Origin of the sequence: Pseudomonas sp. PI1 (assembly GCF_000812405.1) — a bacterium.
GTDB lineage: Bacteria > Pseudomonadota > Gammaproteobacteria > Pseudomonadales > Pseudomonadaceae > Pseudomonas > Pseudomonas citronellolis.
On sequence record NZ_JWMC01000059.1, the window covers coordinates 64,685 to 88,837 of the forward strand.

Consider the following 24,153-nt stretch of genomic DNA (forward strand, 5'->3'; position numbering starts at 1 on the left):
ACCACCGTGAACCATGAAGTCATAGTCACCTGCGCGGTGACCGGCGCCGGCGACACCGTCGGCAAGCACCCGGCCATCCCCGTCACCCCCAAGGAAATCGCCGCCGCCGCCATCGAGGCGGCCAAGGCCGGCGCCACCGTGGCCCACTGCCACGTGCGCGACCCGCAGACCGGCAAGCCCAGCCGCGACGTGAACCTCTACCGCGAAGTGGTAGAGCGCATCCGCGAGAGCGACACCGACGTCATCATCAACCTCACCGCCGGCATGGGCGGCGACCTGGAGATCGGCAAGGGCGAGCAGCCCCTGGAATTCGGCGCCGGCACCGACCTGGTCGGCCCGCTGGAGCGCCTGGCCCACGTCGAGGCGCTGCTGCCGGAAATCTGCACCCTGGACTGCGGCACCCTGAACTTCGGCGACGGCGACTTCATCTACGTCTCCACCCCGGCCCAGCTGCGCGCCGGCGCCAAGCGCATCACCGAACTGGGGGTGAAGGCCGAGCTGGAAATCTTCGACACCGGCCACCTGTGGTTCGCCAAGCAGATGCTCAAGGAAGGCCTGCTGGAAGACCCGCTGATCCAGATCTGCCTGGGCATCCCGTGGGGCGCGCCGGCCGACACCACCACCATGAAGGCCATGGCCGACAACATCCCCGCGGGCATCACCTGGGCCGGCTTCGGCATCGGCCGCTCGCAGATGCCCATGGTCGCCCAGGCCATGCTGCTGGGCGGCAACGTGCGGGTGGGCCTGGAAGACAACATCTGGCTGGACCGCGGCGTGCACGCCAGCAACGGCAGCCTGGTGGAACGCGCCATCGAGATCATCGAACGCCTCGGCGGCCGCGCCCTGACCCCGGCCGAGGGGCGCAAGAAGATGAACCTCAAGCCCCGCCCCTGAAACCCGCTTTTCGTAGGAGCGAGCTTGCTCGCGAACGGCTCCGCAGCGGACCCGGTTCGCGAGCAAGCTCGCTCCTACAGGCCATCCCCCTTTCCCGCTGGAGCCCTTCATGTCCTACATCACCGAAATCAAGACCTTCGCCGCCCTCGGCAGCGGCGTCATCGGCAGCGGCTGGATCGCCCGCGCCCTGGCCCATGGCCTCGACGTGGTCGCCTGGGACCCGGCGCCGGGCGCCGAGGCCGCCCTGCGCCAGCGCGTGGCCAACGCCTGGCCGGCGCTGCAGAAGGCCGGGCTGGTGCCCGGCGCGTCCCAGGAGCGCCTGAAGTTCGTCGACACCGTCGAGGAATGCGTGCGCGACGCCGACTTCATCCAGGAAAGCGCCCCCGAGCGCCTGGACCTGAAGTGCGAGCTGCACGCCAGGATCAGCGCCGCCGCCAAGCCCGACGCTCTGATCGGCTCCAGCACCTCGGGCCTGCTGCCCAGCGAGTTCTACGCCGACGCCACGCACCCCGGGCGCTGCGTGGTCGGCCACCCGTTCAACCCGGTGTACCTGCTGCCGCTGGTGGAAGTGGTGGGCGGCGAGAAGACCGACCCGGCGGCCATCCAGGCGGCCATCGCGGTCTACCGCAGCCTGGGCATGCGCCCGCTGCACGTGCGCAAGGAAGTCCCCGGCTTCATCGCCGACCGCCTGCTCGAAGCGCTCTGGCGCGAGGCCCTGCACCTGGTCAACGACGGCGTCGCCAGCACCGGCGAGATCGACGACGCCATCCGCTTCGGCGCCGGCCTGCGCTGGTCGTTCATGGGCACCTTCCTGACCTACACCCTGGCCGGCGGCAACGCCGGGATGCGCCACTTCATGGCCCAGTTCGGCCCGGCCCTGCAACTGCCCTGGACCTACCTGCCGGCGCCGGAACTGACCGAATCGCTGATCGACAAGGTGGTCGAAGGCACCGCCGAGCAGCAGGGCAAGCGCAGCATCGCCGAGCTGGAACGCTACCGCGACGACTGCCTGCTGGCAGTGCTCGGCGCCATCAAGGACACCAAGGCCCGCCACGGCTTCGCCTTCGTGGATTAACCTCGGACTATCCGCCCACTCCGAACCGCCCCCTCTCCCGCTTGCGGGAGAGGGCTGGGGAGAGGGGCTCTGTCGGAAGCGCACCCATGCCCACCCTGAAAACCTACGAAACCCCGGTACTGGCCGAGTGGACCGACTACAACGGCCACCTGCGCGACGCCTACTACCTGCTGATCTTCAGCTACGCCACCGACGCCCTGATGGACCACCTGGGCCTGGACAGCGCCGGCCGCGAGGCCAGCGGCCACTCGCTGTTCACCCTGGAGGTGCACCTGAACTACCTGCACGAGGTGAAGCAGGGCGAGCCGGTGGAAGTGCGCACCCAGCTGCTGGCCCACGACCGCAAGCGCCTGCACGTGCACCACACGCTGCACCGCCCCGGCGAGGACGAACCGCTGGCGGCCAGCGAACAGATGCTGCTGCACGTGAGCCTGGACGGCCCGCGCTCGGCGCCCTTCGAGGGCGTGGTGCTGGAGCGCGTGCTGGCCCTGGCCGAGGCGCACCGCGCCCTGCCGCGGCCGGCGCACGTCGGCCGGGTGATCGGCCTGCCGGGCTGAGCATGGCGCGCGAGTACCCGCTGTCCGCCGGCATGGCGGACTTCGTCGCGCGCACCCGCGCTTTCGCCAGCGCCGATCCGTCCCTGGCGGCGCAGCGCAAGGCCTACTCGCGCATGGCCGCTGCCTTCACCCCGCTGCGCCCGCCGGGCCTGCGGGTGAGCGACCTGGCCCTGGCCGGCCTGCCGCCGCTGCGCCTGTTCCGCCCGGCGGGCACACCGCCTACCACGGGCTGGGCAGCGGTATTGTTCCTCCACGGCGGCGGCTGGATGCTCGGCGACCTCGACTCCCACGCCTTCTTCTGCGCCGAACTGGCCGCCCGCCTGGGCCTGCTGGTGCTGGCGGTGGACTACCGGCTGGCCCCGGAACACCCCTTCCCCGCCGCCCTGCAGGACAGCCTGACGGCCTGGCGAGCCCTGCAGGGCGGCGCGCTGGACGAACCCCTCGACCGCACCCGCCTGGCGGTGGCCGGCGACAGCGCCGGCGGCAACCTGGCCGCCGCCCTGTGCCTGGCCCTGCGCGATGCGGGCGAGGCGCAGCCGCGGGTTCAGGTGCTGGTCTATCCGGCCTTGGGTGACGAGGCGACGGATTCGCGAGTCGAGTGTGCGGATGCGCCGCTGTTGTCCGCTGCTGACATGCGGGCGTGCATCGATGCCTATTTGCCTGATCCATTGCAACGGCATCGGCCTCTCGCCTTGCCTTTGCGGGCCCATGATTTCGCTGGATTGGCGCCAGCATTCGTGGGTGTGGCCGAGTTCGATCCGTTGCGGGATGACGGGCGGCGCTACGCCGAGCGACTGCGCAGGGATGGGGTAGAGGTGGACTATTTTCCCGGCCCGGGGTTGGTCCACGGCTGCCTGCGGGCACGGGAGCTGGCGGAGGTGGATAGGTTGTACGAGGCACTGTTCGAGGCGCTGGCCCGGCGTCTGGATTGAGCGCAGGCGGTTTTTCGTAGGAGCAACTGTCTTGCGCCGAGGTGCTCTTCGTAGGATGGGTTGAGCTTGCGAAACCCATGCGGTTGCGCTGATGGGTATCGCTTCGCTCAACGCCATCCTACGAAAAGCCGTGCTTCCTGGAACCGTAGCGGACCTTGTCCGCGATAACCGGACGTCCCGGCGCGATTCGCGGATGAAATCCGCGCTACGCTGCGCCACCCACACCGTCCCCATGTAGGAGCGCGCCCTGCGCGCGAAATCGCGGGCAGGGCCCGCTTACAGTTCGCTGGGATGCATGGCATTCCCCCTGTAGGAGCGGACCTTGTCCGCGATAGCCGGACATATCGGCGCGATTCGCGGATGAGATCCGCTCCTACGCCGCCCCTCCCCTGCAAGGTGCAGGAGGAGCGCCGTAGGATGGTGTCGAGCGCAACGATACCTATCCTACGAAAAGCCAACCAGGGCGAACGATAAAAAAATCCCCCACCGCGCCCGACGCGCGACAGGGGACGAAAGCGAGCCGTCAAGGCTCCCAGTGTGACAAGCACCTACTTCGGTATCGACCGCAGCGGCATGGCTCCAGTGTGGCTGCTTCGCCAACTTCGGGTTTGCCGAAAACGACGTGCGCGTATCCGCCGCGGACAGGCAACGAAACTAGGCACGGCCCCTTAAGCAATCCTTAAGGCGACGACATCGAGAATCCTTCTTGTTTGCATTCTCAGCCGCCGCCGACCCCCGTGCCGCGCGGCCCTGCCCCAGGTGAAACCATGCTGGTCCCCTTCCTGATCATGCTCCGCGAGGGCATGGAGGCCGCGCTCATCGTCGGCATCATCGCCAGCTACCTGCGCCGCACCGGGCGCGCGCACTGGATGCCGGCGGTGTGGATCGGGGTGTTCCTCGCCGCCGCCCTGGCGCTGTTCGTCGGCGCCGGGCTGGAGCTGGCCAGCGCCGAGTTCCCGCAGAAGCAGCAGGAACTGTTCGAAGCCCTGGTGAGCCTGGCCGCAGTGGCCATCCTCACCTCCATGGTGTTCTGGATGCGCAAGATGGCGCGCTCCATCAAGGGCGAGCTGCAGGCCGCGCTGGACCAGGCCTTCCACTCCCGCCACCAGGGTTATGCGCTGATCGCCATGGTGTTCCTCGCCGTGGCCCGCGAAGGCCTGGAGACGGTGTTCTTCCTGCTCGCCGTGTTCCAGCAGAGCGACGGCCCGGGCGCGCCGTTGGGGGCGCTGCTCGGCCTGGCGCTGGCGGTGGCCCTGGGCTACGGCATCTACAGCGGCGGCGTGCGCCTGAACCTGGCGCGCTTCTTCCGCTGGACCGGGCTGTTCATCCTGGTGGTGGCCGCCGGCATCCTCGCCAACGCGGTGCGCTCGCTGCACGAGGCCGGAGTCTGGAACCTGCTGCAGGCGCCCCTGTGGGACAGCGGCGCCAGCCTGCCCGAGGACGGCGCCCTGGGCTCGCTGCTGGCCGGGCTGTTCGGCTACCAGCAGAGCCCCACCCTGAGCACCCTTGGCGCCTGGCTGGCCTACCTGGCGCTGAGCCTGACGCTGTTCTTCCTGCCGCCGCGCCCCGCGGCCCCTGCCCGGAGCACCGCCGAATGAGCCTGCCGGAACCCCAGCCGCCGGTGGGCGCCCGCCGCCTGCTGCTCAACGCCGCGGTGGCGGCCTCGGCGGCGCTGGCCGTGCTCGCCGCGGCGGCCTTCTACTACGCCGCGCGCCACGCCCACCAGGCCAAGCTGGAAAACGACGAAGTGCAGGTCACGGTGCTGCCCCACGGCTGCCAACCCAACGCCCTGAGCGTGCCGGCCGGGCAGGCGCGCTTCCGCATCCTCAACCGCTCCGACCGCGCGGTGGAGTGGGAAATCCTCGACGGCGTGATGGTGGTGGAGGAACGCGAGAACATCGCCCCGGGCATGAACCAGTCGCTCTCGGCCTACCTCGCCCCCGGCGACTACCAGGTCACCTGCGGCCTGCTCAGCAACCCCCACGGCAGCCTGCACGTCACCCCCAGCGCGGCCGCCAGCGCCGCCCAGCAGGCGCGCTCGCCGCTGCTGGACTTCGTCGCCCCGCTGGCCGAATACCGCGTCTACCTGGCCGTCCAGTCGCGCCAGCTGCAACGCGCCCTGGACGCCCTGCGCCAGGCCCTGGAAGCCAACGACCTCGGCGGCGCCCGCACGCACTACCTGGAAGGCCGCGCCGCCTACCAGCGCATCGCCGCCAGCGCGCAGCGCCTGGCCGAGCTGGACAACCGCATCGCCCCGCGCGCCGACGCCTTCGAACAGCGCGAGCAAGACCCGGCCTTCGGCGGCTTCCACCGCATCGAGTACGGCCTGTTCGCCCAGGACTCGACCGCCGGCCTGGCGCCGGTCGCCACGCAACTGCAGGCCGACGTCGCCACCCTGAAGGACGCCCTCATGGCCCAGTCGCTGCCGCCCGAACAGCTCTCCGGCAATGCCGCGCGGCTGCTGCGCAACCTGGCCGAGCAGCGCGTGAACGGCGACGAGGAACGCTACAGCCACAGCGACCTGGCCGGCTTCGCCGCCAACCTGGAAGGCGCGCGCAAGGTCATCGACCTGCTGCGCCCGCTGCTGCAACGCAAGGCCCCCGAACTGCCCGCGCGCCTGGACGCCGCCGCCGCGGCGCTCGACACCGGCCTCGCGCCACTGGCCGGCAAGCCCTACGACCAGGTCACGGCCGCCCAGCGCCAGCAGCTGGCCGCTGCGGCCACCCGCCTGGCCGAGGCGCTGGACGCCGTGGCGCCGGCCCTGGGCCTGGCCCAACCCTGATCCGAGGAAGTACCGATGCACAGTAACGACGACAGCCCCGCCAACGCCCAACGCCGCCGCGTGCTGCTCGGCCTCGGCGCCGCCGGCATGGCCCTGGCCGGCGCCAGCCTGGCGGGCCCGGCGCGGGCCGCCGACACCGCGGCCGTCACCCACGCGCCGGCCAGCGAACGCACCCAGGAGCGCAACGCCTGGTTCGGCCGCCACCAGCCGGGCATAGTCACGCCGCGCCCGGCGGCCGGGATGATCGTCGCCTTCGACGTGCTGGCCAGCGACCGCGCCGGCCTGGAGCGGCTGTTCCGGGTGCTCGACGAACGCATCCGCTTCCTCATGGCCGGCGGAGCGGTGCAGCAGGTCGACCCCAAGCTGCCGCCGCTGGACTCGGGCATCCTCGGCCCGGTGGTGATCCCGGACAACCTGACCGTCACCGTCTCGGTGGGCGATTCGCTGTTCGACGAGCGCTTCGGCCTGGCGGCGCGCAAGCCACGCCACCTGCAACCCATGGCCGGCTTCCCCAACGACGCCCTGGACCCGGCGCGCTGCCACGGCGACCTGTGCCTGCAGTTCTGCGCCAACACCCCGGACACCAACATCCACGCCCTGCGCGACATCGTGAAGAACACCCCGGACCTGCTGCTGGTGCGCTGGAAGCAGGAAGGCAGCGTGCCGGTGCAGCCCAGCCGCCCCGGCCAGCCCACCGAAAGCGCGCGCAACTTCCTGGGCTTCCGCGACGGCTCGGCCAACCCCGACTCCAGCGACGAGGCGGCCATGCACCGCATCGTCTGGGTGCAGCCCGGCAGCGGCGAGCCGGCCTGGGCGGCGGGCGGCAGCTACCAGGCGGTGCGCATCATCCGCAACTTCGTCGAACGCTGGGACCGCACGCCGCTGCAGGAGCAGGAAAGCATCATCGGCCGGATCAAGGCCAGCGGCGCGCCCCACGACGGCCGGGTGGAAACCGACGTGCCGGACTACGCCCGCGACCCCGAGGGCAAGCGCACGCCGCTGGACGCCCACATCCGCCTGGCCAACCCGCGCACCGCGCAGAGCCAGGCCAACCTCATCCTGCGCCGGCCGTTCAACTACTCCAACGGCGCGGCCAGCAACGGCCAACTGGACATGGGCCTGCTGTTCATCTGCTACCAGGCGGACCTGGCGCGCGGCTTCATCGCCGTGCAGACGCGCCTGAACGGCGAGCCGCTGGAGGAATACCTGAAGCCGCAAGGCGGCGGCTACTTCTTCGTCCTGCCGGGGGTCACCGGGCCGGACGACTTCCTCGGCCGCAGCCTGCTGGCCTGAACGACGACAACGCACTGGAGCCATCGGACATGAAACGCACCTCCCTCGCCCTGCTGTTCAGCCTCGGCCTGCTCGCCGCGCCGTTGGCCACCTTCGCCGCCACCGGCTCGCCGCTGGACCTGGTCGGCCCCATCGCCGACTACAAGCTCTATGTCACCGACAACCTCGACGAGCTGGTCAAGCGCACCCAGCAGTTCACCGACGCGGTGAAGCAGGGCGACCTGGCCACGGCGAAGAAGCTCTACGCGCCGACCCGCGTGTTCTATGAGTCGATCGAGCCGGTGGCCGAGCTGTTCAGCGACCTGGACAGCGCCATCGACTCCCGCGAGGACGACCACGAGAAGAAGGTCGACGCCCCGGACTTCACCGGCTTCCACCGCATCGAGTACGGCCTGTTCAGCAAGAACAGCACCGAAGGCCTGGGCCCGCTGGCCGACAAGCTGATGGCCGACGTGCACGAGCTGCGCAAGCGCGTGGAAGGCCTGCCCTTCCCGCCGGAGAAGGTGGTCGGCGGCGCCGCCGCGCTGATGGAGGAAGTGGCCGCGACCAAGGTCAGCGGCGAGGAAGACCGCTACAGCCACACCGACCTGTACGACTTCCAGGGCAACGTCGACGGCGCCAAGAAGATCGTCGAGCTGTTCCGCCCGCAACTGGCCAAGCAGGACCCGGCCTTCGTCGCCAAGGTGGAGAAGAACTTCGCCACGGTCGACGGCATCCTCGCCAAGTACAAGACCAGGGACGGCGGCTACCAGACCTACGACAAGCTCAGCGCCAAGGACCGCAAGGCTCTGGCCGGGCCGGTCAACACCCTGGCGGAAGACCTTTCGACCATGCGCGGCAAGCTGGGCCTGAACTAAAGCCGGTCGCGGGCCGTCCCGGTCGGAAAACGACCTGCTCTTGCCTGTGAAGGACACTCCGCCGGCCGGGTGCTTGCGCCCGGCCGGCGCTGTTCCGAGAATCCGGGGAAGCCCAACCTCACGGAGGACTCCGCGATGATGCACGCCGACCTGATCGACCAGGACGATTTCCGCGAACGCCTGCAAGCGCTGGGCTTCGCCGTTCCGCCGGACGTCACCGCGGAACAGGCCTGCGAATACGCGGTGCGCGCCCTCACCCCCGAACGCTCCATGGCCCTGCGCCGGCTGGTGGAGGAGATGCTGGGCGGCAACGCGACGCTGCTGCCGGCGGTGCGCGAGGCGATTTCGCGGCAGCTGCTGCCGGCGTTGGTGCCGCGGCCCTGAGTAGCGCTCGTTCGCGCTCTTCGCTCTTTGCTCTTTGCTTTTCGTAGGAGCGAGCTTGCTCGCGAACAGTGTTCTGCCGGGGCTTTGGGGCTTGTCCTGAAGAGCGCCCTCTCCCTAACCCTCTCCCTGAAGGGAGAGGGGACCGTTCGGAGCGTGTGGATATTCCCGAGTTAGCCGGCAACTCTGCGGTTTCCGGCTAAAGCCATGCTCATCTCGGCACGGACTAGCCCCCTCTCCCTTCAGGGAGAGGGCTGGGGAGAGGGAACCACGGGCGGGCCAGCCCCCCAAAACCACCGGCCTCTCCCAAAGTCACCCAGTTGAATCCCCCGTTCGGCAACCAAGGCCAAACGGCGGATAACGCGGAGCGTTATTCGCCCTACGCCGCTTTCCCCCGCAATAGGCCAGGGTCGTGCCATGGTTCCCTACCGGAGTCCCCCATGAGCGCGCTGCGCCTGGGCAAGGCCTGCGAAACCTGGCGTGGCGAACTGCCGGGATGGCCGCGGCCCCCCGAGCGAGGCTAAGCTGCGCTAACACGCACGGCAGAAGGACTCGTTCGCGCGCATGCATTACTCCGCCTACATCGCCCATTTCCTGGTGGCCATCCAGATCCTCGGCGTGGTCGCCGCCGTCCACGCGGTGCTCACCGTGCGCACCGCGCAGGGCGCCATCGCCTGGGCCATTTCCCTGGTGTTCATGCCGCTGCTCACCCTGCTGCCCTACCTGGTGTTCGGCCGCAGCCGCTTCGACGCCTACATAGGCGCGCGGCGCCAGGCCAACGAGGAGATGCACCTGGCCGCCGCCGAGCTGGACTGGCGGCCCTGGGTGGAAGAGGCCCTGACGGCAAGCCAGTCGGAGAACTACAAGGCGCTCAAGGCCCTGACCGCGCTGGCGCGCATGCCGACCCTGGCGAACAATCACGTGCGCCTGCTGGTCAACGGCAAAGCCACCTTCGACGCCATCTTCGAGGCCATCGCCCAGGCCAGGCAGGTGGTGCTGGTGCAGTTCTTCATCGTCCGCGACGACGCCCTCGGCCAGCGCCTGGCGCAGCTGCTGCTGGAGCGCGCGGCCAACGGTGTGGAAGTCTTCCTGCTCTACGACGCCATCGGCAGCCACGGCCTGCCCGGGCGCTACGTCGAGCGCCTGCGCGCCGGCGGCGTGCAGGTGCAGGCCTTCAGCACCGGGCACGGGGCGATCAACCGCTTCCAGCTGAACTTCCGCAACCACCGCAAGGTGGTGGTGGTCGACGGCCTGCGCGGCTTCGTCGGCGGGCACAACGTCGGCGTCGAATACCTGGGCGAGAAGCCGCCGCTGTCGCCCTGGCGCGACACCCACGTGGAACTGCGCGGCCCGGCCGTGGCCTGCCTGCAGGAGTGCTTCGCCGAGGACTGGTTCTGGGCCACCCACGCCCTGCCCACCCTGCTGCTGCCGGACAGCTACGACGAGCAGGGGGTGATCTGCCAGGTGCTGGCCAGCGGCCCGGCGGACAAGCAGGAAACCTGCTCGCTGTTCTTCGTCGAGATGATCAACGCGGCCAGCGAAAGGGTGTGGATAACCACCCCGTACTTCATCCCCGACGAGGCGGTCAGCTCGGCCCTGCGCCTGGCCGCGCTGCGCGGCGTGGACGTGCGCATCCTGCTGCCCTCGCGCCCGGACCACCGCACCGTCTACGCCGCCTCCAGCCTCTACGCCCAGGACGCGGTGCGCGCCGGGGTGAAGGTGTACCGCTACCAGCCGGGCTTCCTGCACCAGAAGGTGGTGCTGGTGGACCACGACTGCGCCGCGGTGGGCAGCGCCAACCTGGACAACCGCTCGTTCCGGCTGAACTTCGAGATCATGCTGGTAACGGTGGACGAAGCCTTCGCCCGCGACGTGGAGAGCATGCTGCTGGCGGATTTCGAGCAGGCGGTGGAGCTGGGCACGGAGCGCAGCGGGCAGTTGCAGCAGCTGGGGATGCGGGTGGCGCGGTTGGTTTCGCCGATTCTGTAGGGCGTACAACCGTTCGCGGTTGTACGCTGCCACACCGTCCTTGTTCCCGGCCTCTGGTTCGAACCCGGAGCGCGCCTGAAACCAAGGTCAAACGGCGTATAACGCGGAGCGTTATACGCCCTACACCAAGCCCCACCGCAACGTGCAGCGAACAAAGAAAAACGCCCAGCTCACTCAAGTGAACCGGGCGTTTTGACTAGCGCAAGGTCATCAGGCCGGCGCAGAACTACGGATCAGGTGATCGAAGGCCGACAACGAAGCCTTCGCCCCCTCGCCCACCGCAATCACGATCTGCTTGTACGGCACCGTAGTCACGTCACCGGCGGCGAAGATGCCCGGCAGCGAAGTCTCGCCGCGCGCATCGACGATGATCTCGCCGCGCGGGGTCAGCTCGACGCTGCCCTTGAGCCACTCGGTGTTCGGCAGCAGGCCGATCTGCACGAAGATGCCCTCCAGCTCCACCGACTTGAACTCTTCCGAGTTGCGGTCCTTGTAGACCAGGCCGGTGACCTTCTGGCCGTCGCCCTTCACTTCGCTGGTCAGGGCGCTGGTGATCACGTCCACGTTCGGCAGGCTGTACAGCTTGCGTTGCAGCACGGCGTCGGCGCGCAGCTTGCTGTCGAATTCCAGCAGGGTCACGTGGGCGACGATGCCGGCCAGGTCGATGGCCGCCTCGACGCCGGAGTTGCCGCCGCCGATCACCGCCACGCGCTTGCCCTTGAACAGCGGGCCGTCGCAGTGCGGGCAGAAGCACACGCCCTTGGCCTTGTATTCCTGCTCGCCGGGCACGCCCATCTCGCGCCAGCGGGCGCCGGTGGCGAGGATCACGGTCTTGGCCTTGAGGCTGCCGCCGCCCTCGAACTTCACTTCGTGCAGCTCGCCGGCGTTCTTCGCCGGGACCAGCGCGCTGGCGCGCTGCAGGTTCATGATGTCGACCTCGTACTGCTTCACGTGCTCTTCCAGCGCGCGGGCCAGTTTCGGGCCTTCGGTCTCCTTCACCGAAATGAAGTTCTCGATGGCCATGGTGTCCAGCACCTGGCCGCCGAAGCGCTCGGCGGCGACACCCGTGCGGATGCCTTTACGCGCGGCGTAGATGGCCGCCGAGGCGCCAGCCGGGCCACCGCCCACCACCAGCACGTCGAAGGCTTCCTTGGCGGCCAGCTTCTCGGCTTCGCGAGCGGCGGCGCCGGTGTCGATCTTGGCGAGGATTTCCTCCACGCCCATGCGGCCCGCGCCGAAGACTTCGCCGTTCAGGTAGATGCTCGGCACCGACATGATCTGGCGCTTTTCCACCTCGTCCTGGAACAGCGCGCCGTCGATGGCGACGTGGCGGATGTTGGGGTTGAGCACCGCCATCAGGTTCAGCGCCTGGACCACGTCCGGGCAGTTCTGGCAGGACAGCGAGAAGTAGGTTTCGAACTCGAACCGGCCCTGGATGCCCTTGACCTGCTCGATGACTTCGGGCTCGAGCTTGGACGGGTGGCCGCCGACCTGCAGCAGGGCCAGCACCAGGGAGGTGAATTCGTGGCCCATGGGGATACCGGCGAAACGCAGGCCGATGTCCGCCCCCGGGCGGTTCAGCGAGAAGGACGGCTTGCGTTCGTCGCTGCCGTCTTCGCGCAGGGTGATCTTGTCGGTCAGGCCGACGATGTCGTGCAGCAGTTCGCTCAGCTCGCGGGATTTGTCGCTGTCATCGAGGGACGCGACTATCTCGAACGGCTGGGTGACCTTTTCCAGGTAGGCCTTCAACTGGGTCTTAAGATTGGCGTCCAACATGAATTCAGCTCCTACGAAATTCGGGCAAAAGGGTTCCCGCGGCGGACGCTGTACGTCCGCCCTGCACGCTTGCGGGTAGGCTTTGGGCAGGACGGGCGGCCCTTGTGGGGGCCGTCCGCCGGGGGAGGGTGTTACTTAGATCTTGCCGACCAGGTCCAGGGAGGGAGCCAGGGTCTTCTCGCCTTCTTTCCACTTGGCCGGGCAGACTTCGCCCGGGTGAGCGGCGGTGTACTGGGCGGCTTTCAGCTTGCGCAGGGTCTCGGACACGTCACGGGCGATCTCGTTGCTGTGGATCTCGACGGTCTTGATGACGCCTTCCGGGTTGATCACGAAGGTGCCGCGCAGGGCCAGGCCTTCTTCCGGGATGTGCACGCCGAAGGCGTTGGTCAGCTGGTGGGTCGGGTCGCCGATCAGCGGGAACTGGGCCTTGCCCACGGCCGGGGAGGTTTCGTGCCAGACCTTGTGGGAGAAGTGGGTGTCGGTGGTGACGATGTAGACTTCGGCGCCAGCGTCGCGGAAGGCGGCGTAGTTGTTGGCGGCGTCTTCGATCTCGGTCGGGCAGTTGAAGGTGAAGGCTGCCGGCATGAAGATCAGGACCGACCACTTGCCCTTCAGGGACTGCTCGGTGACTTCGATGAACTTGCCGTTGTGGAAGGCGTTGACCTTGAACGGTTGGACTTGGGTGTTGATCAGGTTCATTCGGCATTCCTCGTAGAGATGGGTTGATCGAATTGGTTATGAAATTCGACGTGGGCAAGATTATCCACTATTAGCCCGGATGGCCCATTGATTTAGGCCATCAAACAAATTGGCTTTCTCTATCAGCGGACTTATAAAAGGAAGAGCACCGCTATCGATGAGCGATGCCATCCTCCATCCTGCACAACCGACACGACCGCCTCGTGACAGCTCGGTGCCCGGCCTTCCACGGCTGCCCCAGGGACACCGGGGCTAACCGCGCGAACGAGGTAGACCAGCGCATCCTGGGCGAAGAGCATCTTCCCGACCAACGGCAGCCCGCAAGCCATCAGCCGCAGCGGACGTGCCGGCGCCGGCCATGGCCTATCCCTGAAGCAGCACCGTCGCAGGATGGCGTTGAGCGAAGCGATACCCATCGCCGCAACCGCATGGGTTTCGCAAGCTCAACCCATCCTACGAAAAGCGTTCATACCGCAGCGCTCCGCCTGAGGCCTGTAAGCACGGCCGCCAGGGGCTGTGGGCATGGGCGGGCTTCACCAGTGGCGGGGGCCAAAGCAATTTCCTGGCCAACTGGTCAAAAAGCGCCGCAAGCCTATGCTTTGCTTATGGAGCCGGCCCTTTCGGCTGGCAGAGTTCGTGCATTACCTGACCACATGGACAGCTTTGCCGCCGCGTCAGGCCCGCTCCCCGGCGGGCGGCGCGAACGCGCTCCAGCGAGGTTACGCATGATCCAGTTCCTGCTCGACGACGAGCTGCGCCAGGTGGACGGCCTGGCGCCGGAAACGAGCCTGCTCGACTACCTGCGCACCCAACTGGGGCGCACCGGCACCAAGGAAGGCTGCGCCTCCGGCGACTGCGGCGCCTGCACCCTGGTGCTCGCCGAACCCGACGGCGAGGGCCTGCGCTACCGCGCGGTGAACGCCTGCATCACCCCGCTGGGCTCGCTGCACGGGCGCCAGCTGCTGACGGTGGAAAGCCTCGCCGAAGGCGAACGCCTGCACCCGGTGCAGCAGGCCATGGTCGACTGCCACGGCGCGCAATGCGGCTTCTGCACCCCGGGCATCGTCATGTCGCTGTTCGCCTGGCGCCACGCGGCCTGCGCCCACGACCGCGAGAGCGCGCTGACGGCCCTTTCCGGCAACCTGTGCCGCTGCACCGGCTACCGGCCGATCCTCGAAGCCGCCAGGCGCATCGCCGGCGAAGCCGGCGCCGATCGCTTCGACGCCTCGGCCCGCGCCACCGCCGAACGCCTGCGCGCCCTGCCCGCCGGCGCCAGCCTGGACGACGGCGAACAGCACGCCTGGCTGCCCACCACACTGGAAGAGCTGGACACCCTGTTGATGAACTATCCACAGGCGCGCCTGGTGGCCGGCGCCACCGACCTGGCCCTGGAAGCGACCCAGGCGCTGAAGCGCTTCCCGCAGTTGATCCACCTGGAGCGCGTGGCCGAGCTGCGCCGCTTGGAGGAATACCCCGATCACTTGCTGATCGGCGCCGCGCGGCCCTATGCCGACTGCACGGACGCGCTGCGCGCCTTCCCCGGCGTGCCCGAGCTGCTGGAACGCCTGGGCTCGCTGCAGATCCGCCAGCGCGGCACCCTCGGCGGCAACATCGCCAACGCCTCGCCCATCGGCGACATGCCGCCGGTGCTGCTGGCCCTGGATGCGCGGCTGCGTCTGCGCCGCGCCAGGCAGGTGCGCGAGGTGCCCATCGATGGCTTCTTCACCGGCTACCGGCAGAGCGTGCTGCAGCCGGGGGAATACATCGAGGCGATAGTTATCCCCAGGTTGAGGGAAGGCCAGCTGTTCCGTGTGGACAAAGTCTCCAAGCGCCGCGACGACGACATTTCCGCCGTGTGCCTGGCCCTGCGCCTGGACTTCGACGACCAGGGCCTGGTGCGCGAGGCGCGCCTGGCCTGCGGCGGCATGGCCGCCACTCCACTGCGCGGCCGCCGCAGCGAGGCCGCGCTGAGCGGCCGGGCGTTCGACGCCGCCGCCGTGGCCGCGGCCCAGGCCGCCCTGGCCGAGGACTTCCAGCCCATCGACGACCTGCGCGCCAGCGCCGCCTATCGCCTGAAGGTGGCGCAGAACCTGCTGCAACGCGCATTAGTGGAATACACGGCAACCCCTGCGGAGGTGCGCCATGCGTAGCCTGCCTCCCCTGGCCGCCAACGGCGGCGCCAGCGAAACCCGCAGCGCCGGCCAGGCCCGGCCCCACGACAGCGCCGAGCTGCACGTCAGCGGCGCGGCGCGCTACGTCGACGACATCAAGGAACCGCGCGAGCTGCTGCACGCCGCCGTCGGCCTCACGGACATCGCCTGCGGGGTTATCCACAAGCTGGACCTGGAGGCTGTGCGCAAGGCCCCCGGCGTGGTCGCCGTGCTGACCCTGGACGACGTGCCCGGCCACACCGACATCGGCCCGGTGTTCCCCGGCGACCCGCTGCTGGCCGGCGAGCGGGTGAAGTACCACGGCCAGGCGCTGTTCGCCGTGGCCGCGCAAACCCAGCTGCAGGCCCGCCGCGCCGTGCGCCTGGCCAAGGTGGAATACGCCGAGGAACAGCCGCTGCTGGACCCGCTGCGGGCCAAGGCCGAGGAACGCTTCGTGCGCCCGCCGCACTTCATGCGCCGCGGCGACGCCGAGCACGGCCTGGCCGCCTCGCCCTACGTGCTGCAGGCCAGCCAGTTCGTCGGCGGCCAGGAGCACTTCTACCTCGAAGGCCAGGTGTCCATGGCTCAGCCCACGGACGACGGCGGCATGTTCGTGTTCACCTCCAGCCAGCACCCCAGCGAAGTGCAGAAGCTGGTGGCCGAGGTGCTGGCCATTCCCCTGGCCAAGGTCACCGTGGAAGTGCGACGCATGGGCGGCGGCTTCGGCGGCAAGGAAACCCAGGCGGCGCCCTGGGCCTGCCTGGCCGCGCTGCTGGCGCGCAAGACCGCGCGCGCAGTGAAGCTGCGCCTGCCGCGCGCCGACGACATGCGCGCCACCGGCAAGCGCCACCCCTTCCACAACCGCTACCGCGTGGGCTTCGACGCCGAGGGCCGGCTGCTCGCCGCGCAGCTGGAAGTGGTGGGCGACTGCGGCCACTCGCCGGACCTCTCCGACGCCATCGTCGACCGCGCCATGTTCCACGCCGACAACGCCTACTTCATCCCCGACGTGGCCGTGGCCGGCTACCGCAGCTTCACCAACATCGTTTCGCACACCGCCTTCCGCGGCTTCGGCGGGCCCCAGGGGATGATGCTGATCGAACGCGCCATGGACGACATCGCCCGCGCCGTCGGCCAGGACCCGCTGGACGTGCGCAAGCTCAATCTCTACGGCGGCAGCGGCCGCGACCTCACGCCCTACCACCAGCGCGTGGAACACAACCTGCTGGGCGAGCTGATCGAACGCCTGGAAGCGAGCAGCGACTACCGCGCCCGCCGCGCCGCCATCACAGCCTCCAATGCAGCCAGCCCGGTGCTCAAGCGCGGCCTGGCGCTGACCCCGGTGAAATTCGGCATCAGCTTCACCGCCCAGCACCTGAACCAGGCCGGCGCGCTCATCCACCTGTACACCGACGGCAGCATCCAGCTGAACCATGGCGGCACCGAGATGGGCCAGGGCCTGAACGTCAAGGTGGCGCAGATCGTCGCCGAGGAATTCCAGGTGCCGCTGGAGCGCGTGAGCATCACCGCCACGCGCACCGACAAGGTGCCCAACACCTCGCCCACCGCGGCCTCCAGCGGCACCGACCTGAACGGCATGGCCGCCCGCGACGCGGCCCGCACGCTGAAGGCGCGGCTGGCGGAATTCCTCGCCGCGCGCGAGGGCGTGACGCCCCAGGAAGTGTGCTTCGCCCACGGCCAGGTGCAAGTCCGGGACAAGGCGCTGGACTTCGCCGAGGTGGTGCAGGCCGCCTACTTCGCGCGGGTGCAGCTGTCCGCCACCGGCTTCTACCGCACGCCGAAGATCCACTACGACCGCGAGACCGGCCAGGGCCGGCCGTTCTTCTACTTCGCCTATGGCGCGGCGGTGTCCGAGGTGGAAGTGGACAGCCTGACCGGCGAATACCGCCTGCTGCGGGTGGACATCCTCCACGACGTGGGCCGCAGCGTTAACCCGGCCATCGACATCGGCCAGATCGAGGGCGGCTTCGTCCAGGGCATGGGCTGGCTGACCAGCGAGGAACTGAAGTGGGACGCCAAGGGCCGCCTGCTCACCACGGGGCCGGCGACCTACAAGATCCCGGCGGTGAGCGACGTGCCGGAAGACTTCCGCGTGGCCCTGTTCGACCGGCCCAACGAGGAAGACAGCGTGTACCTGTCCAAGGCCGTGGGCGAGCCGCCGTTCATGCTGGCCATCTCGGTGTGGTCGGCCCTGCGCGACGCCATCGCCAGCCTGGCGGACTACCGGGTGAGCCCGGCGCTGGATACGCCGGCGACTCCGGAGCGGGTGTTGTGGGCGTGCGAGGCGTTGAAGGGGTGGGCTGTGGATGGTTCGCTGGAAGACGCGGCATGCCCTCACCCTAGCCCTCTCCCAGAGGGAGAGGGGACCGTTTGGCGTGAAGCGAAACAACGGAGTCAGCCGGACACTATGGATAAATCTCCAGCGCCATTACTTTCCCGCCACACCGAACAAGCCCCCTCTCCCTTCGGAGCGGGGCGCGCAGCCAGGGCTGGGGAGAGGGAACCCACCTCACCGCCAGCACAGAAGTACCCAACCAACACCAGCAACCCACCCCAGGAGCCCACCCCATGACCCCCACCTGGATGGACGCCATCGCCCGCCTGCGCGACGGCGCCGAGCCCTACGTGCTGGTCACCGTCATCGGCGTGCAGGGCTCCACCCCGCGCGAGGCCGGCTGCAAGATGCTGGTCACCGCCGACGCCTGCTACGACACCATCGGCGGCGGCCACCTGGAACTGGCCGCCACCGAGCACGCTCGCCAGCTGCTGCTGGCCGGCAAGGACGCGCAGAGCCTGGAGCACTTCCCCCTCGGCGCGCGCCTGGGCCAGTGCTGCGGCGGCCGCGCCAGCCTGCTGTTCGAGTGCTTCGCGGTGCGCGGGCCGCAGGTGCTGCTGTTCGGCGCCGGGCACGTCGGCCGCGCCCTGGCGCCGCTGCTGGCCGGGCTGCCGCTGCGCCTGGAATGGGTGGACAGCCGCGCTGCGGAATTCCCCGCCGAGTTACCCACAGGGGTGCGCTGCAGCCTGCTGGACGAACCGCTGGAAGCTGTGGATAAGGCCGCGCCGGGCAGCTACTACCTGATCATGACCCACAACCACCCGCTGGACTACGCTCTCGCCGAGGCCGTGCTCAAGCGCGGCGACGCCGGCTTCCTCGGCATGATCGGCTCGCGCACCAAGGCCCAGCGCTTTCACATGCGCCTGGAGCAGCGCGGCTTTTCCACAGCCGCCATCGAATCCCTGCACTGCCCCATCGGCCTGCCCGAGGTGCCCGGCAAGCGCCCGCTGGAAGTGGCCATCGCCGTGGCCGCCCAGGTCATCGCCCGCTACCACCGGGACGCCCCGCCGCGCACCACGCGCAGCGGCGTCGAATGGAAAGCCCTGTGCAGCGAGGCAAACCATACGTAGGGCGAATAACCGCGAATGGTTATTCGCCCTACGTTCCTGTTATCCACTGTTGAAAAGCGGTTTTCGCTGTCCACAGGCAGCAGGCTTCCACAGGGAGCCTCCATGGTCGCTTTTTTGCCTCGCCGATTTGTGGATACCTTTCTGCAGCCCAGCAATTCCGGGGCTTTTTGCTCAAATAACGTACAGTTTTCGCCAGCCGGCGGCGGTTCTGGCATGGGCAGTTTTCCCCAGAGGATATCCACAACACTGTCCACGGCCTCTGTGAGCAATCCATTCGCCCATCCGTGGAAAACCCCGATTCCACCGGCTTCTCCCCGCTCCTTCCCCAGCCCTGCATAAGTACCGCCCATGGCACAGTTTTCCACCAGGATATTCACAGCTTGCCAAGGGCTTATACCGAACTTGTCCAGGCCCCTTTTCCGAGGCATCAAGACCTGGCCTAAGCCCTTGATTGGCGCGGCTTTCAGCCCGTCACAGAACAAAAAACGTACAGCCTCGCGCAGCCCCCGGAATGCCTGCTTCCGGGGCCTTCATCGACAGTTTTTCCACAGCCTTGCCCACGCTATCCGGGGATAGCCAAAAACGGCCTTTTCCGCCGTTTGCACAAATTCTGCGCAATGCCATGCAGGCCACGGCTGGCGTGGCCTGGAAAGGAGGGGACACAGTTTGTCCACAGGATGCCGCACAGGAACCGGGGACAAAAACCCGCGTCCGCTGGAAAAGCCCTGGGGATAATTGCCTTCAGTCGTCGAGGCGGGTGGCCTGGATGCGGCCGCGGCTGAGGTCGCCGAGCAGGCGTTGCAGCTCCTCGACCTTGGCATCGGCCAGGCTCAGGCGGATATCCACACCCTCGGCGCCGTAGGCCTCGTCCTCGATGCTGGCGCCCAGGGCAAGGATGCGCGCCTTGAGCAGCGCGTGCTCGGCGAAGCCGCAGGCGAAGGCCAGGCGGCTGCTGGGCACCAGTTCGATGCGCGCGGCGTCCTGCAGGCACTTGGCCGCGCAGCCGCCGTAGGCGCGGGCCAGGCCGCCGGTGCCGAGCTTGATGCCGCCGAACCAGCGGCTGACCAGCACCACCACGCGGTCCATGGCCTGGCCCTCGATGGCCGCGAGCATCGGCCGCCCGGCGGTGCCGCCGGGTTCGCCGTCGTCGCTGAAGCGGTATTGCGCGCCGAGCTTCCAGGCCCAGCAGTTGTGCCCGGCGCTGGTGTCGCGGTGGGCGGCGAGGAAGGCCTGGGCCTCGGCCTCGCTGGCGATGGGCGCGGCCAGGCAGGTGAAGCGGCTCTTGCGGATTTCCTCGGCGTAGCTGGCCGGGCCGGCGAGGGTGAAGCTCATGCCGTGGCCGGCGGCGTCAGCCCGCAGCCCTTGAGGATGATGCGGATGAGGTTGTCGGCGGCGTCGTTGAAGTCCTGCCGGGACATGCGCTTGCGCCCGGTGACGAAGGCGATCTGGGTGGCGAAGTCGGCGTAGTGCTGGGTGCTGCCCCAGAGCAGGAAGATCAGGTTGACCGGGTCCACCGGGTCCATCTTGCCGGCGGCGATCCAGGCCTCGAACACCGCGGCGCGGCCGCGGAACCAGGCTCGGTAGTCCTGGTTGAAGTGGCTGCTCAGGCACTGCCCGCCGCTGATGATCTCCATGGCGAAGATGCGCGAGGCCAGCGGGTGGCGGCGGGAGAACTCCATCTTGGCGCGGATGTAGCCGGCCAGGGCGGTGGCCGGGTCGTCCTCGGCGGACAGGTGGTTGAAGGTGCTGTCCCAGAGGTCGAGGATGTTGCCCAGCACCGCGGTGTAGAGCCCCAGCTTGTTGCTGAAGTAGTAGTGCAGGTTGGCCTTGGGCAGGTCGGCGCGCAGGGCGATGGCGTTCATGCTGGTGCCCTTGAAGCCGTGGCGGGCGAACTCTTCTTCGGCGGCGGCGAGGATGACTTCCTCGTTCTTCTGGCGAATGCGGCCGGCGGGCTTGTCGGCGCCTTCGGCAAGGTGGGCTGGCACTGGGAAAGTCATACGGCGTATCCATGGCTTCAGCGAAAGGGCGAAGCATGGATAACCCAGGCAGGGCGGGGGATTCAAGCGAATCCGGCGTTTTTCCCGCGGTGCACCGCAACGGGGCGGGGGAATGCCCCACAGGGGCATGAGGAACGCCGACGTAGGATGGGTTGAGCGCAGCGATACCCATCGCCACGCCCGCATGGGTTTCGCCAAGGCTCAACCCATCCTACGAAGAGCCCGTTCTGAAACATCCAGAAACACCAGCCCTTCGCCGACGATCGCCGGTTTTTCCCAAGAAAGGCTGCTGAAAGCTTGAGCCCCTAGCATCCGCCCTCCCCTCCGCTGCCCGGCGGCGGGTTATCCACACAAGAACAACACGGGTGATGCCATGACACGCTTGAACCGCCGACCCGCCCCGTCCCTGCCCGGCCAGCCGCCGCGCTGACCCCCGACGGAGGCCCTCCCGATGCTGACCCTGCTCGCCTTCGCCATGGTGGCGACCTTCATGCTCCTGATCATGACGCGGCGCCTCTCGGCGCTCATCGCGCTGATCCTGGTGCCCATCGCCTTCGCCCTGCTCGGCGGCTTCGCCGCCGGCCTCGGGCCGATGATGCTCGACGGCATCCGCACCCTGGCGCCGACCGGGGTGATGCTGATGTTCGCCATCCTCTACTTCGCCATCATGATCGACTCGGGGCTGTTCGACCCGGCGGTGCGCAAGATCCTGCGGCTGGTCAAGGGCGACCCGCTGAAGGTGTCGATGGGCACCGCCGCGCTGGCGATGATCGTCTCCCTCGACGGCGACGGCTCCACCACCTACATGATCTGCGTGGCCGCGGTGCTGCCGCTGTACCAGCGCCTGGGCATGAGCCCGCTGCTGATGGCCTGCCTGATCATGCTCTCCAGCGGCGTGCTCAACATGACCCCCTGGGGCGGCCCAACCGCCCGCGCCGCCAGCGCCCTGCACGTGGACCCGGCGGACATATTCGTGCCGATGATCCCGGCGATGGTCGCGGGCCTGGCCACGGTGTTCGGCATCGCCTGGGCCTACGGCAAGCGCGAGCGCGCGCGCCTGGGCCAGCTGCACCTGCCCGGCGAGCACCTGGACGCGGCCGAGGTCAGCGTCTCGCAGTACCCCGAGGCGCGGCGGCCGAAGCTCCTGTGGTTCAACGGCGCGCTGACGCTGGTGCTGATGGGCACGCTGATCGCCGGGCTGCTGCCGATGCCGGTGCTGTTCATGATCGCCTTCAGCATCGCCATGATCGTCAACTACCCGTGCATCCTCGAGCAGAAGAAGCGCATCGGCGCCCATGCCGAGAACGTGCTGGCGGTGGTCTCGCTGATCTTCGCCGCCGGCGTGTTCACCGGCATCCTCTCCGGAACCGGGATGGTCGAGGCCATGTCGAAGAGCCTGCTGGCGGTGATCCCGCCGGCATTGGGGCCGTATCTTGCGACCATCACCGCGCTGGTCAGCCTGCCGTTCACCTTCTTCATGTCCAACGACGCCTTCTACTACGGCGTGCTGCCGGTGCTGACCCAGGCCGCCGCGCAGTACGGCATAACCCCGGTGGAAATGGCCCGCGCCTCGATCGTCGGCCAGCCGGTGCACCTGCTCAGCCCGCTGGTGCCCTCCACCTACCTGCTGGTGGGGCTGGCCAAGGTGGACTTCGGCGACCACCAGCGCTTCACCCTGCGCTGGGCAGTGCTGGTCTGTCTCGCTATCCTCGCCGCCGCCCTGCTGCTGGGGCTGTTCCCCCTGTTCAACGACTGACGACTGGTAAAACCGTAAATGGAATGGCTGACCAACCCGGAAATCTGGGTCGCGCTCCTCACCCTGACCGCCCTGGAGATCGTCCTGGGCATCGACAACATCATCATGATCTCCATCCTGGTGGGGCGCATGCCCAAGGCCCTGCAGGCGCGCACGCGGCTGTTCGGCCTGGCCCTGGCGATGGTCACGCGCATCCTCCTGCTGCTGTCGATCACCTGGGTGATGCGCCTGACCGCCGACCTCTTCACGGTGTTCGAGCAGGGCATTTCCGGGCGTGACCTGATCCTGTTCTTCGGCGGCCTGTTCCTGCTGTGGAAGAGCAGCAGCGAGATCTACCACGGCCTGGAAGGCGAGGACGAGACCGAGCAGCAGCCCAAGAGCCTGCTCGGCGGCTTCCTCGGCACCATCGTGCAGATCGCCATCATCGACATCGTGTTCTCGCTGGACTCGGTGATCACCGCGGTGGGCATGGTCTCCAACGTGCCGGTGATGGTCGCCGCCATCGTCGTCGCGGTGCTGGTGATGATGCTCGCCTCCGGGGCCATCAGCGACTTCATCGACAAGCACCCGTCGCTGAAGATGCTGGCGCTGTCGTTCCTCATCGTGGTCGGCACCGTGCTCATCGCCGAAGCCTTCGAGGTCCACGTACCCAAGGGCTACGTCTACTTCGCCATGGCCTTCTCGCTGGCGGTGGAAGCGCTGAACATCCGCATGCGCACGGCGCGCGGGCGCAAGCCGGTCGAGCCGGTGCAGCTGCGCCGGGACATTCCCGGCCAGTAGCGCCCTAGAGCGTCGGCAAGGGCGCCCCGGCCGGCCACTCCAGGGTGCCCTTGTCGCTGAAGCGAGCGGTGCCGAACAGGCCGCCGCCGAGCTTGCCGCTGATTTCGTAGGGCATGCCCTGGCGCGGCGGCGCGTTGCCCAGGCCCCAGGCCTGGCGCACCAGGCGGAAGGCGGAGATGCTCACCGGCACGCTGAGCACCGCCTCGCCGAAGCGCGGCACCTGTCCGCGCTGGTCGCTCACCCCGCTGGCCAGCGGGCGGCCGTTGATGCTCAGGTCCAGGGCCACGCCGTCGTAGTCGATGTCGCGGTCATTGGGGTTCTGCACCCGCAGCTTGACCGCGAAGCGCGCTTCCATGTCCTGCCCGGCCAGGGGCTCCAGGCCCACCAGGTCGATCTTCAGCGGGTCGTTGCCGAACAGGCTGGCGCAGGCGCCCAGGCCCAGGATCAGGCCGAGGGCGAGGAACAGGCGCAGGGTGGCGAGAAGGCGCTTGGGCATTGGAGTTTCCGCTGGCGATGTGTCCGGGGCAGTCTAGCCCGCGGCGGTGGCCGGGAGAAACCGTGGTTCGGATACCCCTTGTAGGAGCGGGCCCTGCCCGCGATTCGCGCGCAGGGCGCGCTCCTACAGGGAAATGGTGCGGGTGGCGCAGTTGCGCTGATGGGTATCGCTTCGCTCAACGCCATCCTACGAAAAGCCGTGCTTCCTGGAACCGTAGGATCTCATCCGCGAATCGCGCCGATATTTCCAGCTATCGCGGACAACGTCCGCTCCTACGATCGCGATTTTCCGGGCCGCCCTGCAAAACCCCGCC

General features: G+C 68.5%; 20 protein-coding genes. 15 read left to right on the plus strand and 5 right to left on the minus strand.

Annotation, left to right across the window (positions count from 1 at the left end):
* The first annotated feature begins 6 nt into the window (after positions 1-6).
* The 10 genes from RN02_RS19350 to cls all read left to right on the plus strand — a co-directional run bounded on the left by RN02_RS19350 (position 7) and on the right by cls (position 10,760).
* Positions 7-894, plus strand: coding sequence for a 3-keto-5-aminohexanoate cleavage protein (locus RN02_RS19350; RefSeq protein WP_043316017.1), 888 nt, complete (start codon positions 7-9; stop codon positions 892-894).
* A gap of 109 nt (positions 895-1,003) precedes the next feature.
* A complete protein-coding gene (locus RN02_RS19355) occupies positions 1,004-1,969 on the plus strand; it encodes an L-carnitine dehydrogenase (protein WP_043316019.1) in 966 nt (321 codons plus the stop codon).
* 86 nt (positions 1,970-2,055) lie between these two features.
* Positions 2,056-2,526 (plus strand): thioesterase family protein, encoded by a 471-nt coding sequence (locus RN02_RS19360; protein WP_043270204.1) that lies wholly within the window; start codon positions 2,056-2,058, stop codon positions 2,524-2,526.
* Positions 2,527-2,528: 2 nt separating this feature from the next.
* Positions 2,529-3,458 (plus strand): alpha/beta hydrolase, encoded by a 930-nt coding sequence (locus RN02_RS19365; protein WP_043316021.1) that lies wholly within the window; start codon positions 2,529-2,531, stop codon positions 3,456-3,458.
* A gap of 767 nt (positions 3,459-4,225) precedes the next feature.
* The gene (efeU, locus tag RN02_RS19370) at positions 4,226-5,056 is read left to right on the plus strand and encodes an iron uptake transporter permease EfeU (protein WP_043316023.1); all 831 of its coding nucleotides are present in this window, start codon (positions 4,226-4,228) and stop codon (positions 5,054-5,056) included.
* Entirely contained in the window at positions 5,053-6,240 is a 1,188-nt protein-coding gene (gene efeO, locus RN02_RS19375) for an iron uptake system protein EfeO (RefSeq protein WP_052267768.1), read from the plus strand. Before efeU ends, efeO (RN02_RS19375) begins: the two co-directional genes overlap by 4 nt.
* A 15-nt stretch (positions 6,241-6,255) precedes the next feature.
* On the plus strand, positions 6,256-7,533 hold the full coding sequence (gene efeB / locus RN02_RS19380) for an iron uptake transporter deferrochelatase/peroxidase subunit (protein ID WP_043316025.1): 1,278 nt from the start codon (positions 6,256-6,258) through the stop codon (positions 7,531-7,533).
* A gap of 29 nt (positions 7,534-7,562) precedes the next feature.
* On the plus strand, positions 7,563-8,390 hold the full coding sequence (efeO, locus tag RN02_RS19385; protein ID WP_043316028.1) for an iron uptake system protein EfeO: 828 nt from the start codon (positions 7,563-7,565) through the stop codon (positions 8,388-8,390).
* A 135-nt stretch (positions 8,391-8,525) separates the two neighbouring features.
* Positions 8,526-8,774: a hypothetical protein gene (locus RN02_RS19390; protein WP_009614343.1), complete on the plus strand. Its 249-nt coding sequence runs from the start codon at positions 8,526-8,528 to the stop codon at positions 8,772-8,774.
* 561 nt (positions 8,775-9,335) lie between these two features.
* A complete protein-coding gene (gene cls / locus RN02_RS19395; RefSeq protein ID WP_009614345.1) occupies positions 9,336-10,760 on the plus strand; it encodes a cardiolipin synthase in 1,425 nt (474 codons plus the stop codon).
* Positions 10,761-10,970: 210 nt separating this feature from the next.
* On the opposite strand, the gene ahpF is transcribed toward cls, so the two are convergent.
* Both ahpF and ahpC read right to left on the minus strand, forming a co-directional pair.
* Positions 10,971-12,536 carry an alkyl hydroperoxide reductase subunit F gene (gene ahpF, locus RN02_RS19400; RefSeq protein WP_009614347.1) on the minus strand — a complete coding sequence of 522 codons (1,566 nt, stop codon included), beginning with the start codon at positions 12,534-12,536 and terminating at the stop codon, positions 10,971-10,973.
* Between the two features lie 135 nt (positions 12,537-12,671).
* A complete protein-coding gene (gene ahpC / locus RN02_RS19405) occupies positions 12,672-13,235 on the minus strand; it encodes an alkyl hydroperoxide reductase subunit C (protein WP_009614349.1) in 564 nt (187 codons plus the stop codon).
* A gap of 725 nt (positions 13,236-13,960) precedes the next feature.
* On the opposite strand from ahpC, the gene xdhA reads away from it, so the two are divergent.
* Genes xdhA through xdhC form a run of 3 tightly spaced genes read left to right on the plus strand, consistent with a single transcriptional unit; the run spans position 13,961 to position 18,811 of the window.
* A complete protein-coding gene (xdhA, locus tag RN02_RS19410; RefSeq protein WP_043316030.1) occupies positions 13,961-15,385 on the plus strand; it encodes a xanthine dehydrogenase small subunit in 1,425 nt (474 codons plus the stop codon).
* Positions 15,378-17,978, plus strand: coding sequence for a xanthine dehydrogenase molybdopterin binding subunit (xdhB, locus tag RN02_RS19415; RefSeq protein WP_043316032.1), 2,601 nt, complete (start codon positions 15,378-15,380; stop codon positions 17,976-17,978). Before xdhA ends, xdhB begins: the two co-directional genes overlap by 8 nt.
* On the plus strand, positions 17,975-18,811 hold the full coding sequence (gene xdhC, locus RN02_RS19420; protein WP_043316033.1) for a xanthine dehydrogenase accessory protein XdhC: 837 nt from the start codon (positions 17,975-17,977) through the stop codon (positions 18,809-18,811). The genes xdhB and xdhC overlap by 4 nt, the downstream gene beginning before the upstream one ends.
* 741 nt (positions 18,812-19,552) lie before the next feature.
* On the opposite strand, the gene RN02_RS19425 is transcribed toward xdhC, so the two are convergent.
* Together RN02_RS19425 and RN02_RS19430 are read right to left on the minus strand one after the other, a co-directional pair.
* Positions 19,553-20,143, minus strand: coding sequence for an IMPACT family protein (locus RN02_RS19425; protein ID WP_043316035.1), 591 nt, complete (start codon positions 20,141-20,143; stop codon positions 19,553-19,555).
* Positions 20,140-20,808 carry a TetR/AcrR family transcriptional regulator gene (locus RN02_RS19430; protein ID WP_009614361.1) on the minus strand — a complete coding sequence of 223 codons (669 nt, stop codon included), beginning with the start codon at positions 20,806-20,808 and terminating at the stop codon, positions 20,140-20,142. Before RN02_RS19430 ends, RN02_RS19425 begins: the two co-directional genes overlap by 4 nt.
* A 451-nt stretch (positions 20,809-21,259) precedes the next feature.
* On the opposite strand from RN02_RS19430, the gene RN02_RS19435 reads away from it, so the two are divergent.
* On the plus strand, positions 21,260-22,564 hold the full coding sequence (locus tag RN02_RS19435; RefSeq protein WP_043316037.1) for a CitMHS family transporter: 1,305 nt from the start codon (positions 21,260-21,262) through the stop codon (positions 22,562-22,564).
* Between the two features lie 18 nt (positions 22,565-22,582).
* Entirely contained in the window at positions 22,583-23,344 is a 762-nt protein-coding gene (locus RN02_RS19440) for a TerC family protein (RefSeq protein WP_043316039.1), read from the plus strand.
* Positions 23,345-23,348: 4 nt separating this feature from the next.
* Here RN02_RS19440 and RN02_RS19445 read toward each other — a convergent pair whose 3' ends face one another.
* The gene (locus RN02_RS19445; RefSeq protein ID WP_043316040.1) at positions 23,349-23,840 is read right to left on the minus strand and encodes an LEA type 2 family protein; all 492 of its coding nucleotides are present in this window, start codon (positions 23,838-23,840) and stop codon (positions 23,349-23,351) included.
* Between the last annotated feature and the right edge of the window lie 313 nt (positions 23,841-24,153).

Excerpts from the sequence above, each read along its gene's own strand:
- RN02_RS19425 (WP_043316035.1), bottom strand. The coding sequence starts at position 20,143 with ATGAGCTTCACCCTCGCCGGCCCGGCCAGCTACGCCGAGGAAATCCGC.
- efeU (WP_043316023.1), top strand. The coding sequence starts at position 4,226 with ATGCTGGTCCCCTTCCTGATCATGCTCCGCGAGGGCATGGAGGCCGCG.
- RN02_RS19445 (WP_043316040.1), bottom strand. The coding sequence starts at position 23,840 with ATGCCCAAGCGCCTTCTCGCCACCCTGCGCCTGTTCCTCGCCCTCGGC.
- efeO (WP_043316028.1), top strand. The coding sequence starts at position 7,563 with ATGAAACGCACCTCCCTCGCCCTGCTGTTCAGCCTCGGCCTGCTCGCC.
- RN02_RS19440 (WP_043316039.1), top strand. The coding sequence starts at position 22,583 with ATGGAATGGCTGACCAACCCGGAAATCTGGGTCGCGCTCCTCACCCTG.
- RN02_RS19435 (WP_043316037.1), top strand. The coding sequence starts at position 21,260 with ATGCTGACCCTGCTCGCCTTCGCCATGGTGGCGACCTTCATGCTCCTG.
- cls (WP_009614345.1), top strand. The coding sequence starts at position 9,336 with ATGCATTACTCCGCCTACATCGCCCATTTCCTGGTGGCCATCCAGATC.
- ahpC (WP_009614349.1), bottom strand. The coding sequence starts at position 13,235 with ATGAACCTGATCAACACCCAAGTCCAACCGTTCAAGGTCAACGCCTTC.
- RN02_RS19360 (WP_043270204.1), top strand. The coding sequence starts at position 2,056 with ATGCCCACCCTGAAAACCTACGAAACCCCGGTACTGGCCGAGTGGACC.
- RN02_RS19430 (WP_009614361.1), bottom strand. The coding sequence starts at position 20,808 with ATGACTTTCCCAGTGCCAGCCCACCTTGCCGAAGGCGCCGACAAGCCC.
- xdhB (WP_043316032.1), top strand. The coding sequence starts at position 15,378 with ATGCGTAGCCTGCCTCCCCTGGCCGCCAACGGCGGCGCCAGCGAAACC.
- xdhA (WP_043316030.1), top strand. The coding sequence starts at position 13,961 with ATGATCCAGTTCCTGCTCGACGACGAGCTGCGCCAGGTGGACGGCCTG.
- RN02_RS19365 (WP_043316021.1), top strand. The coding sequence starts at position 2,529 with ATGGCGCGCGAGTACCCGCTGTCCGCCGGCATGGCGGACTTCGTCGCG.
- efeO (WP_052267768.1), top strand. The coding sequence starts at position 5,053 with ATGAGCCTGCCGGAACCCCAGCCGCCGGTGGGCGCCCGCCGCCTGCTG.
- RN02_RS19390 (WP_009614343.1), top strand. The coding sequence starts at position 8,526 with ATGATGCACGCCGACCTGATCGACCAGGACGATTTCCGCGAACGCCTG.
- RN02_RS19355 (WP_043316019.1), top strand. The coding sequence starts at position 1,004 with ATGTCCTACATCACCGAAATCAAGACCTTCGCCGCCCTCGGCAGCGGC.
- xdhC (WP_043316033.1), top strand. The coding sequence starts at position 17,975 with ATGACCCCCACCTGGATGGACGCCATCGCCCGCCTGCGCGACGGCGCC.
- ahpF (WP_009614347.1), bottom strand. The coding sequence starts at position 12,536 with ATGTTGGACGCCAATCTTAAGACCCAGTTGAAGGCCTACCTGGAAAAG.
- efeB (WP_043316025.1), top strand. The coding sequence starts at position 6,256 with ATGCACAGTAACGACGACAGCCCCGCCAACGCCCAACGCCGCCGCGTG.